Source organism: Pseudomonas sp. dw_612 (genome assembly GCF_018449725.1).
Taxonomy (GTDB): Bacteria; Pseudomonadota; Gammaproteobacteria; order Pseudomonadales; family Pseudomonadaceae; genus Aquipseudomonas.
The window spans coordinates 261,875-275,189 of record NZ_JAAVVC010000003.1 but is presented as its reverse complement, the minus strand read 5'-3'; the positions used below and the strand labels follow the sequence as shown (position 1 = coordinate 275,189).

Genomic DNA, 13,315 nt, shown 5'->3' with positions numbered 1-13,315 from the left:
CTTACTCTTTGTCCAGCTTGCCAACCAGCGACAGGGTGAAATCGGCACCCATGTACTTGAAGTGCGGGCGCACGTTCAGGCTGACGCGGTACCAGCCAGGCTCGCCTTCGACATCGCTGACGATGATCTGGGCAGCGCGCAGTGGACGACGGCCACGGACTTCGGCGCTCGGGTTTTCCTGGTCGGCCACGTACTGGCGGATCCACTTGTTCAGTTCCAGCTCGAGGTCGGTACGTTCTTTCCACGAACCGAGTTGCTCGCGCTGCAGCACTTTCAAGTAGTGAGCCAGGCGGTTGACGATCATCATGTACGGCAGTTGGGTGCCGAGCTTGTAGTTCAGCTCTGCAGCCTTGCCTTCTGCGCTGATGCCGAAGAACTTCGGCTTCTGCACCGAGCTGGCGGAGAAGAACGCCGCGTTGTCGGAGCCTTTGCGCATGGTCAGGGAGATGAAGCCTTCCTCGGCCAATTCGTATTCACGACGGTCGCTGACCAATACTTCCGTAGGAATCTTGGTTTCGATTTCGCCCATGCTTTCGAAGTGGTGCAACGGCAGGTCTTCAACCGCGCCACCGCTCTGCGGGCCGATGATGTTCGGGCACCAGCGGAACTTGGCGAAACTGTCGGTCAGCTTGGTGCCGAACGCGTAGGCGGTGTTGCCCCACAGGTAGTGCTCGTGGCTGTTGGCGACGGTTTCTTTGTACACGAACGATTTGACCGGGTTTTCTTCCGGGTCGTACGGGTTGCGCAGCAGGAAACGCGGCACGGTCAGGCCGACGTAACGGGAGTCTTCCGACTCGCGGAAGCTCTGCCATTTGGCGAATTGCGGGCCTTCGAAGTGATCTTTCAGATCCTTGAGGTCCGGCAGGCCGGTGAAGCTTTCCAGACCGAAGAATTTCGGGCCGGCCGCCGCGATGAACGGCGCGTGGGACATGCAGGCAACGCTCGACACGTACTGCATCAGTTTCACGTCCGGCGAGCTCGGGGACATGTAGTAGTTCGCGATGATCGCGCCGACTGGCTGACCACCGAACTGACCGTATTCAGCGGTGTAGATGTGCTTGTACAGGCCAGCCTGCATCACTTCCGGCGAATCTTCGAAGTCGTCCAGCAGGTCTTCTTTCGAGACGTTGAGGATTTCGATCTTGATGTTTTCGCGGAAGTTGGTGCGATCGACCAGCAACTGCAGGCCACGCCACGAGGATTCCAGGGACTGGAAGTCCGGGTGGTGCAGGATTTCGTCCATCTGGCGGCTGAGCTTGGCATCGATCTCGGCGATCATGCGGTCGACCATGGCCTTCTTGACCGGCTCACCGTTGTTCTGCGGCTTGAGCAGTTCTTCGATGAACGCCGACACGCCGCGCTTGGCGATGTCGTAGGCTTCGTCGTCCGGCGTCAGGCGGGTTTCGGCGATGATGCTGTCGAGAATGCTGTATTCGCCATTCTCTTTGCTCTTTTGCTGTGCTGCGCTAGTGCTCATTGTGTTGGCTTCCTTGGCTGATAGAGACTCAGGCGTCCTGGGCGGCGGCGTTCAAGCCCAGCTCACCCAGTACGCGACCGCGGGATTCGTCGTCGGCGAGAACGCCTTCGATGGCTTTGCGGAACGCAGGCGCGTTACCCAGCGGGCCTTTGAGGGCCACCAGCGCGTCGCGCAGTTCCATCAGTTTTTTCAGCTCAGGCACTTGCTCGACCAGGCTGGCCGGGTTGAAGTCCTTCATCGAGTTGACGCGCAGTTGCACGGCCAGCTCGTCAGCCTCGCCTTCTTCCTGAAGACGGTTCGGCACGCTCAACGTCAGGCTCAGCTCTTGCTTGGCCAGCACTTCGTCAAAGGTCATTTTGTCGATGCTGATCGGCTTGCGATCTTCGACTTTGCGTTCGTCCTTGCGGTGGGTGTAGTCACCGATTGCCAGTAGTTTCAGCGGCAACTCAATCTCTTCCTGAGCACCACCGGTGGCAGGTTTGAAGGTGACGTTGATGCGTTCCTTGGGGGCTACCGAGCCTTCTTTGGCCATGGCTTTTCTCCTTGCGGTTGTGGCCCTGGGGCCTATTCGAGTACCACTTCGAGATCGAGGTGGCACAGCCTGCGATAAATCTCTTCCTTGCGTTCACGTACGGCATGGTTCTGCGGTAACAACTCGCAGCAGCTATGCAGCAAATGCAGCACTTCCAGCGCAAGATCGGGCTCCCAGGCGTTCAGGCCTGAGTCCTGTAATGTTTGGTCGAGGGTTTCGAGTTGGGTCCTGGCCAGTTCGTACTTCTTGGCCATGAAGCACAGCCGCGCCAGGGCGAACTGCCAGAAAAATCGCGCCCGCCCGCCTTGGGCGGCTTGCAGGCCCTGCTTGAGGATTTGCACGGCGGCCTTGAGGCCGTCCTTGCGCAAGATCGGCAGGACTTCTTCCAGGGCCACTTCCCAGGCCGGCTGGTTGTCAGCAACTTCAACCTTGCGCGGCGCACTGGCGCTTTGCAGGTGCGGCATGACATGGGCGCTGGCCCAGGCGCGGGTGGCCGGATCGGCAAACGGCGCGCCATCATGGAAACGCAATTCGATGATCCCGGGCAGGCGCTGAATCAAAAGCGCGAAGTGGATTTCCACTTCGCGCATTGCCATCTCGGCGTTCAGCCCCTGAAGGCATTCCCAGACCATTCGCTGGCCATCGAACCAGAACGGCGCCTTCGCCAGGCTTGCCTCCAGTTCCACCAACAGGTCCGCGTATTTGGCCTGATCGAATCGATCCTGATAGGCCTTGAGCTTGTCCGCCGGCAGCCCGCGCAACATGGTGATCTGCTCGGCATTGCGCTCGGGCACCGCATCGATGGGCAACCACAGCAGCGTGCGATTGAGGCGCAGGGCGCGCAGGTCCGTGGCTTTCTGCTTGAGCCACCAGGCGCACAGCGGGCGAGCGTTTTCCTGCTGGGCACGCAGGGCCTTGTGGGCTTCTTTTTCGTTGTCGATCGGTGCGCCCGGAGTGAACAGTTGGGTCGCGGCTTGCTTGACCTGGGCCACGGCGGCCCCCACCACACCGGGTTCCGGCTGGTTGTCGGCGGCGCGCTGCACCATGTTTTTCAGGCGGCGGGAGATCGGCAGCAGCAATGGCGCGTCGTCGCCCAAGTGCTCGGTACACGCGGCATCGAGACCTTCAAGGTGTTCCACCATCCGGCGGAACATCGGCAACTGCTCTTTGATCGCGACGTTTTCGGTCAACACCTGCTCAAGACGCGGCACCAACCAACTGATGGCAGCGGAGCGCGTGCGTGCCTTGCTCGGGTGAACTTCGGCCCAATGGTTTTCCGACAAATGGTGCAGCAGACCGAGCCCCGCCAACAGCCCCTGGAAGGACTCGCGCTGGTACAAAGCCCAGGTCAGCCAAGCGCCGACCCGCAAATCCTTGGATTGGGTACGTATCAGGTTTTCGCTGTTTTCACGGATTTTCAGCCAGTCGATCTGACCGGCTTCGTGCATCGATTGGGCTTTGGCCAGCTCGCTTTCCAGGGCCTCATATTCGCTCGAAAAGCGAACATCCTCGCCCGCGAAATTCTCTTTGGAAACAGAGGCTTTTGCGAGATCAAGGTAATGGGCGGAAAGTTTGCTTGAGTAGGACATCCATGGCCTTTAATTAGGATTACGGTCACACGCCCATTGGAGTTTCAGCGGCGAGGGACAGTATCAAAGAGCTGCGATGATTCTCATCCAATTGAGTTCGTGCTCTTGCAAGTGGGCGCATCGTAATCACTATGATGGCCACTAGCAAGCATCCGATTAAACAACAAGACGACGTGTTCTCTGTTTCACGTAGGAGATATCCCTATATCTCTCAGGGACTCCCCTGATGTCAGTTTAATATTTCATCTGCTCGATTCCCGTCCCGTAACCATTGATCCAGAGCCATCGCTTAAATCCCCAGCAACCATTGATGATTCGGTCCGTGAGGTGGGTGCAAAGCATGACAAGAATAGAAAAAGATAAATGTAGGACTCTTCCGAAAAGTTGTTGTGATCCACCTTTAATTTTGATGAGCGACAACAGACAACAAAAAAAGTGCCAGCAAAATGATGGCATTCTTCATATTTCAGTAATACGACAAATGCTGCCATGCATAGGCCAACTGCATGGAACGATCGGCCAATTGCACGCAACTTACACAATCCTGTCCTAGGACTACACCCGCAGCTTTAAACCCGGAACGCTCTGACTTTATTCGAAGATTGTTCCTACATTAATCTTTTTTACCCATTGCTAACGTGCCCGCCAGTTTCCGCGAGCACAGACCATGGACGGTTTGGATATCGCGCTTTATTTCCTGTTTGCTTAAGGATAAGCGTATGTTCCAGCCGGCCAATACGGCGCAGTTTGCGCTGCACATCCCCACTGTTCGTCATGATTTCAAGGTCCTGGCCTTTGACGGTGTCGAGGCCATCAGCGCCTTGTATGCGATCAAGGTTGAACTGGTCAGTGAACACCCGGACTTCGACCTGGAAAGCTTGCTCAGCCAACCGGCGTTTCTGCAATTCGGCTTGAAGGGCGAAGGACTTCACGGCCGTATCGAAGACGTCTGGGTCGGTGAAGCCGGCAAACGCCTGACTCGGTATCACTTGACGCTGGTGCCGGCGCTGCACTATTTGCAGTTCCGCCACGACCAACGGATTTTTCAGCGTCAGAACGTGCCGCAGATCATCACGCAGGTGCTCAAAGAGCACGGCATCCTGAGTGATGCATTTACGTTTCATGTCAGCACCCGCCCTGAGCGTGATTACTGCACGCAATACGCGGAATCGAACCTCGATTTTCTCCAAAGGCTATGCGCCGAAGACGGTATCGCCTGGCATCACCAGCATTCGCCGGACGGACACTGGCTGGTGTTCACCGACGATCAGACGTTCTTCCCCAAACTGGGCGCAACCCCTTATCAACAAGAGTCCGGCATGGTGGCCGAGCACCCGGTGGTCAGTCAGTTCGCCATGGGCGTTCGCACGCGCACCAGCACCACCACACGCCGTGATTATGACTTCCGGCGCCCGAGCCTGTTGCTGGAAAGCCGCTTCACCGCCGAGTTCAGCCCCGAGCTGGAAGACTATCGCTACCCGGTGTTGATCGAGAACGAAAAACGCGGCAAACAACTCGCCCGCCAAGCCCTGGAGCGGCACCGCAGCGATTACCAGATCGCCAAGGGTCAGAGCGATCAACCGGCCCTGCGCAGCGGCCACTTTTTTGACCTGACCGAACATCCGCGCCAATCCTGCAACGATTTGTGGTTGTTGCTCAGCGTGACCCACACCGGCCGGCAGCCGCAGGTGCTGGAAGAGTCGGTCACCAGCGAGGTCAAACCGGAAGATGGCTTCACCCAAGGCTATCGCAACCACTTCAGCGCCATCCCGTGGGACGTGTTTTACCGCCCGCCATTAACCCCCCGAAAAACCCTGCTGGTCAGCCAGACTGCCCGCGTCACTGGGCCGCCCGGCGAAGAGATCTATTGCGATGAATACGGTCGCGTGAAGATCGAACTGCCCTGGGATCGCGCCGAACTCAACAGCGAAAAAAGCAGTTGCTGGGTTCGGGTTTCGTCCAGTTGGGCCGGCCAGGATTTCGGCGCGGTGACCATTCCGCGTATCGGCATGGAAGTGGTGGTGACCTACCTCGAAGGCGACCCCGACAAACCGTTGATCACCGGATGTGTCGCCAACAAAGTCACGTCCGTACCGCACACCTTGCCCGAGCACAAAACCAAAACCGTGCTGCGCAGCCAAAGTTCTCCGCACACCGGGGGCTACAACGAGCTGATGCTGGAAGACCGAGCCGGGCAGGAAAAAATCTACCTGCGTGCCCAGCGCGATATCGAGCAACTGATCCTAAACGACAGCGACAGCCAGATCGGCAACGACCGCCGCGAACAGATCAGCCGCGACAGCCACAGCCTGATTGGCCACGACCGTTTTGAGCAGGTGGACAACCACAGTGCCAGCCTGATCAGAGGTGACGAGACGCACACCACCCAAGGCTTGCGCAACACGGTGATCGGTGGAGATGAATTGATCAGCATCAGCGGCAACAGCAGCACCACGGTGGCCGGCACGCTGGTGATTCAGGCCGGGCCGCACGCGCGCGTCAACGCCGCGAACGTGGTGATCGATGCGGGCATGAGCCTGACGCTTAGGGCCGGGGGTCACCACATCGTCATTAACGCGGGCGGGATTTTCAGCAGCGTGGCCATTGTTGAAGGTGGGACGCCGGTAGCCGGCATGGCGGCGCAGTTTGCTCGCTCGTTGATCCCGGTAGCGCCACAGACTCTGATTAAGCCATCCCTGGCCGCACAAAAAATCGCATTGACCCAAGCCGCGCAACAGGCCTCGCCCATCTGTGCCGTGTGTCAAAAACTCGCGGAGATGACGGCATGAGTCAGGCTTATCTGCTGCTGGATCGTGCCCAGATTGAACGCCTGCCTGAACGGCTTATTGCATTGGGGAGCGCGACGTACCAATCGCTTTATCAGGCAACCGGCTATGGCGCCTTGGAGGAAGTCGGCCCGGTACTCGTGCCCGTTGCTCCCGATAGTCCGCTGGCCCACCTCTTTTTTCAGGAATGGAGCGCGACGTGTGGTGTGTGGCTGGAGTCGGACGCCGAAGAGACCGTGGTGCTCGACCATTTGCGCAGCCTGATCCACGTCCGTGTTGAAGGCGATCTTACGGTGCTGTTCCGTTACTTCGACCCTCGTATCACCTATCTGTGGCTGGCGCATCTGCCCGCCAACGAGCGTGATCGCTTGATGGGGCCGGTGCGACTGATCCGGCTTGCGGAACTGGATATCCATCAAGAGAACCCGGATCAACCCGCCGCCCGGTATGCGCCAGAGCCTTGGTTGAGTTTGACGGCGCAGTTGTTGGAACAACTGAGCACGGCACAACGACTTCGTTTCGCCCAACAGTTGATCGAACACTGCCAACAACACTTTTCCGAATGCCTGCAAGGGCTGGACGACTTGGCTTTGCAACAGTGGGCCTCTCACTGCCAGCACAGTGCCGGACGCCACGGTTATAGCGCCATCGACGAAGTCCTGCTCTGGGCTCGTTTCCACGCGGCACTGGGCACTGACTTTCCCGACGCCCCTACACACGCCGCTTACCGAGAGATGTTGGCCGAGCCCGGCGTATCGCCCAAACAGCGGCTGGAAAACCTGAATGTCGAACTGACGCGTCAGCTACTCACCGACAAGGAGTTCTGTGTATGAGCACCCAGAAACTGGCGATGGTCGACAACGCCGCTCAGGCCGAACGGGCTGCCAAGGCTCAGCCTCACGTCGACATCAACAGTACGGTTACGCCGTGCCCCGCCAGCCAGCCCGAGGTTTTTGTCGTGCCCGTGCGTTATGCCTTGGGGGAAGAAAAAGCCGAAGACCCGTGTTGCGTTCCCGGCGTGACCACCCAGAGCCGTCCCATGGCGGCACGACGCCTGCGGGCGGGGTTCGTTTATCTTTGGCAGCACGAAGGGCCGCTGAAACGGTACGCGGTGTCAGCGAACGGGTTGTTCAAGGAGCAGGCGCTGGAAGCCGATGCGAGCGCGGTGCTCGACGCCACGTTGGCCGGTCTCGCCCTGCCAAAAATTCACAACGCCTGGTTGCTCTACAGCGAGTTCCCGCTGAACGCCGAGCATTGTCAGTCACTGAGTGACAGCAGCACCAAACGTCAACAGCACATGCGCCCTGTCGCGTTGCGCACCGTCGCCAATGAACTGCAAGCCGAGCATTGCCCGCCGCTGACCAACGCGTCCAAGGTCATGGCCGAACTGCTGCCCGACACCTACGCACGGTCCATGAAAGTGGACCAGATAAGAGATGTCGAGGACACCGACGCGCAGGGCGCAACGCTGATGAAGGACCCAACCCCGGCCAACATCAAGGCCTACACCGACGCCATGCACCGCGCCCGCGAGCGCGAAAAAGTCCTCGCCCAGCACCCGGAGGCCAGTGATCAAGCGCCGGGCGAATGGAGCGCTGAAGCGTGGGACGGTCAGGGCACTCAGGATTGGCTGGACAACGCCAAGGCTCAAGCCGATGGGTTGTTCGCAGTATTCGCCTGTCTGGATGACGATCTGGGCGTGTTGCGCGATATCAACCATGAGCAGGAATGGATAGAAGCAAGCCACGAAAAATGGCTGGGGGATAACCACCTGCGCCTGAGCATCGGTGGGTTTATTCGCAGCCTTATCACTGAAGATGGCGCCGAACTGGCCGGTACTCTCAGTTATCGCTACAAAGGCCACAACATCGAACTAACCCCGGAACAGGGCAAGATCATGCTGGATACCCAGCATCAGCTTGATGAGGAACTCAAGGCTGAAACCCAGGCGCGTCGGCACGGCGGCCAACCCACTCAGGCCGAAGCCAGCGCCCGGGATGCGCGTATCGCCACCATCGTCGCCCCGGTACGGGCCTTTATTCCGGCGGACTTGTACAACGAAGCGGAGTTTGTGGTGCGCGAGTACCGCGCCGAAAAGCACGCAAACCTCAACAATCGTCACTGGAGTGCCAAGGTTGGTGAATACATCGACCTCAAGGCGATGGATAACTGGTTCTCGCAAACCGCCGCGGAGCATTACCGACGAATCGAAGAACGCCACACCGCCTTGTACGCCGACCGTGGCGTGTACCTCAAACGTTCACGCAATGGCACCTGGTTTGTCGATTACCACGACTTGCCCACCCGCCACTGGCTGACCGAACTGGCCAGCGGCTGCCTGACCGCTCAATGCCTCCGCGCCCAAGGCGCCGAGCAATATGCCGATTACGTGCGCTTGGCCGACGGCGGCGCGCTGACCCAATTGTTCAACGGCTGGACGCCCTCCATCGACGCCGCGATCAACAGCACCTCGCGCCTGAACGAACTGATGGCTGCGCTGGCCTCCGACAACATCAACGCCACCCACTTGGCATTGGCGCCGTTGAGCACGTTGGTACTGGACGACCTCGCGGCCATGGCCCGGGACGTCAGCAGTCAATGGAGCGTGCTGGTCAACCGACTGGCGGCGGCGCTGCTGTTGCTCAAGGGTGACGGCACTACCTTCAGCCGCTCGTGGATGGGCGTGCTCATCGCCAACCGGTTGGGCAACAACGCGCTGTTAGGGCTCGTTACCGAGAACGGTCGGCAGAGGTGGAAACTGCTGGGGCAACAGGCTGAAGCGCTGGAGGATTGGGTGAAGGTAACCGGCAAAGCCATTGGTGTCGGTCGGGTTGAGCGGATTCTGAATTCGCCGGCGGTGGCGAATAGCGGCGGAGTGTTGCCGTTGGCGGCGTTGATGTTGAACGTGGTCAATGCATACAACTATTTGCAAGAGGCTGCGGTGTTGGAGGGGATGGACAGTCGGCGGGTGAATGACACGGTGTCGGCGACGTTGTATGCGGGGGCGGCGCTGGTGGCGGTGGTGGATAATCAGGTGCGGAAGGGGTTGGGGAAGGATCGGTTTATCTTCTTTGGTTCCGCAGCCCCGACGTTAACGCTGTTTGGTGGGTTGGTTGGTGGATTCTCGGCTGGTGCAGCATTTGCAGAGTTCAAGTCCCTGCAAATACAACTGGAAAACGCGCAAAACCGAGTCGATCCATGGCTGGAGATGCGGCAGATCGTAGTCGGTGGACAAGTGGCGGCCTTCGGCGCCCAAGCGATGCTAGGTTTTGGCTACACCGCCCGCGCCTTGGCGGGTTCAATAACCGTCGAAGTCGCCATCCTGCGCTACACCCTGTACATGGGGCCATTGAACTGGATCATTTTCGGGCTGGGCCTGCTTTACGCAATAGCCTGGATCTTCCAACAGACGCCGCTACAAAACTTCCTGAATTTCTGCTGCTGGTCAAAAGGCCGGGCGCAGGACCTGGCACCTATCTCGCCCAAAGCCCAAATGGACGAGCTCGACCGGTTGTACCGCATCCTCTATTCACCTCGGGTCAGTATGCAAAGTAGTTCACAGTCAGCCATGAGTGATGGTCCTTCCGGTCTGGCGTTCGTCAGCTCCATCGATACCCTGACCATCGATTTGCCGGGCGCCGAGCCGGGCAGTGTCTATCTGGAACTGAGCATGGTCGGTGACCCTGTGGATACCCGGGACTCCCGTGACCAGATCAAAAACCGCCCCATCCACCAGTACAAAACCCCACGACCCTGGCGCGATATGACTCCTCATTGGTTATCCAGCAGCACTTGCCAGTGGATACCGCACAAGGAAGGTCAGGGCCTACGCTTGAGTGGTCCATTCAACGCGCTGAAAAACATACTGAGCTCGACACCCGGCACGGTTTCGCTCCGTTTGCGCTATCGCACGCCGTTGATCGTCATGCTCGGCGCCCGCAACTTCATCGGTGGCGAACGAGGGATGGCGTTTACCCTGAATGACACCACCGGCGTGATAGAGCTGCGGGCCGATCCGACGCCGCAACTGGACCGCGTACCGAATTACCCGCTCGGCGAGGAACATCCCGGCGGTATTTACCTGCAACCCAAGGACAAACGATGAGTACGCCACAGGCCGGCACCACGAAAAAACGGATGTTTTCGAGTAATGACTATCTGGCGCCCTTACCGATCCCGACAGGTAGAAAACCCTCGGATGTGCTCAACATCATCTGGCGTAAGAACGAGGTGTTTCTGGATATCGGCAATTACAGCATCGGCTCGGCGGTGATGGTCATGTGGCCGACGTTGATGCTGTTTTTAGCCATGTCTTTCTTCACTCGAAATCTCGACTCTGACTTCAGCCAAGATATTTTGATTCTCGGCTCCGTTATTATCGGGGTCCCAACGCTGTTTTTAATTCAAGGGCTATTTCGGGCAGTACCCCTCCCCGTGCGCTTCAACCGCCAGCGCCGAGAAGTCTGCGTTCCCCGCGAAGACGGCGAATACTGGATCGTGCCGTGGGAAACCGTCACTGCCGCCGCCACGCAACAGTCCTCAGTCAGTCAGGCCGGTAAAGCCACAATGGGCTTGCTGGTCATCGGTTTCGAAAACCCGGACCCGCTGGCCGAGGAAGACAACAAGCATTTTTCACTGGGTTTCAACTGTGGCGGCGGCACCACGGCCATGGCGTTGTGGGAGTGCATGCGCAGTTACATGGAAGTTGGGCCGGAAGCCGCGCCCGAAGCTGCCGCGCTTAACTCAGGTGCCAACCTGCGCTACTACATTGATTACATGAAGGACAAAGCCAAAGAGCGCGGCTGGTTTCTAACACTCTTGTGGGAAGGCGTATTCGGCGTATTTATTTTCAACGCGCCTCTCGCCACTTACCTCCAAAGAAAGAAGCTTTACCCGCCGCCCGACCTTCCCTATCCAGACATCATCGAATGGTCAAAACCACTCTCTCCGGAACAGTGGGCCAAACGCTCCCCGGAGTTGGAAGAAGCCATTGCCAAGCGCGAGGCTGAACTGGCCGTTCAGTCCAAGGATGCGGCATGAGCACGCCACCGGCAGGCACCACGAAAAAACGGATGTTTTCGCGCAATGACTACTTGGCTCCGTTGCCGATCCCTACGGGTAGAAAGCCCTCTGATGTGCTTAATATCATTTGGCGCAAGAACGAGGTGTTTCTCGATGTTGGAAATTACAGCATCGGTTCGGTGGTGATGATGCTGTGGCCGATGGTGATGGTGGTTCTAGCCATGTCTTTCTTCACTAGAAATCTCAATTCTGACTTCAGCCAAGATATTTTGATTATCGGCTCCGTTATTGTCGGCGTCCCAACGCTGTTTTTGATTCAAGGTCTATTCCGCGAAGTGCCCTTACCCGTGCGCTTCAACCGCCAACGCCGAGAAGTCTGCGTCCCGCGCGAAGACGGCGAATACTGGATCGTGCCGTGGGAAACCGTCACTGCCGCCGCCACGCAACAGTCCTCAGTCAGTCAGGCCGGTAAAGCCACGATGGGCTTGCTGATCATCGGTTTCGAAAACCCTGATCCATTGGCCAAGGAAGACAACCAGCATTTCTCGCTGGGCTTCAACTGTGGCGGCGGCACCACGGCGATGGCGTTGTGGGAGTGCATGCGCAGTTATATGGAAATTGGGCCTCAGATGCTGCCCATTACAAACGACTTTGAGGGTGGACGAGAAAAGCGGCGGGGCAGAAGCGTTTTTTGGGATGTTAGTTGTGCCTATCTAGATGGCATCAGGCAGCACTTGGTCGCGCAAGAAGTTGGCAAGGCTGCGTGGCTGGTAATTGGGGCCGTGTTTCTGGGAGGGCCACTGGCAATGATGTTGCAAGAATGGAAATTATCGCCACCGCCCGACTTGCCCTACCCGGACATCATCGAATGGTCAAAACCACTCCCTCCGGAACAGTGGGCCAAACGCTCTCCGGAACTGGAAGAAGCCATCGCCCAACGCGAGGCTGAACTAGCCGTTCAGGCCAAGGATGCGGCATGAGTTCGCCTCCCGCCGGCACCACAAAAAAACGGATATTTTCGCGCAATGACTATCTGGCGCCGCTGCCGATTCCTACGGGTCGAAACCCGTCGGATGTGCTCAACATCATCTGGCGTAAGAACGAGGTGTTTCTGGATATCGGCAACTACAGCATCGGTTCAGCGGTGATGACGATGTGGCCGATGGTGATGTTGTTTTTGGGGTTGGCATACTTTCTCAATGATCCTGATGCATTGATTCTGGGTGCTTGCATCATGGTAATCCCGATTTTTTTATTGATCCAAGGCCTCTTCCGCGAAGTGCCCCTACCCGTGCGCTTCAACCGCCAACGCCGAGAAGTCTGCGTCCCCCGCGAAGACGGCGAATACTGGATCGTGCCGTGGGAAACCGTCACTGCCGCCGCCACGCAACAGTCCTCAGTCAGTCAAGCCGGTAAAGCCACGATGGGCTTGCTGGTCATCGGTTTCGAAAACCCGGACCCGCTGGCCGAGGAAGACAACAAGCATTTTTCACTGGGTTTCAACTGTGGCGGCGGCACCACGGCCATGGCGTTGTGGGAGTGCATGCGCAGTTATATGGAGATCGGGCCGGAGGCTGTTGAGGATCAAACAGCACGTTTCGACAGGTCAAAAGGGATATGGGCGACTTACCTGGACGATCTGATCAAAGCCGCGCAACTCAGAGGCTGGTTTGTAACGGCCCTTTGGGAAGGGTTCTGCGGGATTTTCATTTTCAACACACTGCTGATCGACGTGCTCGAACGCTGGAAACTCAATCCACCGCCCGACCTGCCCTATCCCGACATCATCGAATGGTCAAAACCACTCCCCCCGGAACAGTGGGCCAAACGCTCCCCGGAACTCGAAGAAGCCATCGCCAAACGCGAGGCTGAACTGGCCGCGCCAGAACAAGCCTGATACAAGGCGTAG

General features: G+C 58.1%; 9 protein-coding genes. 6 read left to right on the top strand and 3 right to left on the bottom strand.

Features of this window, described 5'->3' with window-relative positions; genetic code table 11:
• Position 1: 1 nt before the first annotated feature.
• From tssC to tssA, 3 genes are read right to left on the bottom strand one after another with little or no spacing between them, the layout of a single operon-like run.
• Positions 2 to 1,477 carry a type VI secretion system contractile sheath large subunit gene (tssC, locus tag HB680_RS06900; RefSeq protein WP_213937805.1) on the bottom strand — a complete coding sequence of 492 codons (1,476 nt, stop codon included), beginning with the start codon at positions 1,475 to 1,477 and terminating at the stop codon, positions 2 to 4.
• 28 nt (positions 1,478 to 1,505) lie between these two features.
• On the bottom strand, positions 1,506 to 2,009 hold the full coding sequence (gene tssB / locus HB680_RS06895; protein ID WP_213937804.1) for a type VI secretion system contractile sheath small subunit: 504 nt from the start codon (positions 2,007 to 2,009) through the stop codon (positions 1,506 to 1,508).
• A gap of 32 nt (positions 2,010 to 2,041) precedes the next feature.
• Positions 2,042 to 3,598 carry a type VI secretion system protein TssA gene (gene tssA, locus HB680_RS06890; protein ID WP_213937803.1) on the bottom strand — a complete coding sequence of 519 codons (1,557 nt, stop codon included), beginning with the start codon at positions 3,596 to 3,598 and terminating at the stop codon, positions 2,042 to 2,044.
• A gap of 719 nt (positions 3,599 to 4,317) precedes the next feature.
• Here tssA and HB680_RS06885 point away from each other — a divergent pair.
• The 6 genes from HB680_RS06885 to HB680_RS06855 are packed head-to-tail and all read left to right on the top strand — an operon-like array spanning position 4,318 to position 13,303.
• Complete coding sequence (locus HB680_RS06885; protein ID WP_213937802.1) at positions 4,318 to 6,387, top strand: type VI secretion system tip protein VgrG; 2,070 nt, start codon at positions 4,318 to 4,320, stop codon at positions 6,385 to 6,387.
• Positions 6,384 to 7,217, top strand: coding sequence for a DUF4123 domain-containing protein (locus tag HB680_RS06880; protein ID WP_213937801.1), 834 nt, complete (start codon positions 6,384 to 6,386; stop codon positions 7,215 to 7,217). Before HB680_RS06885 ends, HB680_RS06880 begins: the two co-directional genes overlap by 4 nt.
• Positions 7,214 to 10,489 carry a toxin VasX gene (locus HB680_RS06875; protein WP_256735466.1) on the top strand — a complete coding sequence of 1,092 codons (3,276 nt, stop codon included), beginning with the start codon at positions 7,214 to 7,216 and terminating at the stop codon, positions 10,487 to 10,489. Before HB680_RS06880 ends, HB680_RS06875 begins: the two co-directional genes overlap by 4 nt.
• Positions 10,486 to 11,424 (top strand): hypothetical protein, encoded by a 939-nt coding sequence (locus tag HB680_RS06865; protein WP_213937800.1) that lies wholly within the window; start codon positions 10,486 to 10,488, stop codon positions 11,422 to 11,424. Before HB680_RS06875 ends, HB680_RS06865 begins: the two co-directional genes overlap by 4 nt.
• Positions 11,421 to 12,386, top strand: a complete 966-nt coding sequence (locus HB680_RS06860; protein ID WP_213937799.1) for a hypothetical protein — start codon at positions 11,421 to 11,423, stop codon at positions 12,384 to 12,386. Before HB680_RS06865 ends, HB680_RS06860 begins: the two co-directional genes overlap by 4 nt.
• Entirely contained in the window at positions 12,383 to 13,303 is a 921-nt protein-coding gene (locus HB680_RS06855) for a DUF6708 domain-containing protein (protein WP_213937798.1), read from the top strand. The genes HB680_RS06860 and HB680_RS06855 overlap by 4 nt, the downstream gene beginning before the upstream one ends.
• The last annotated feature ends 12 nt before the right edge of the window (positions 13,304 to 13,315 follow it).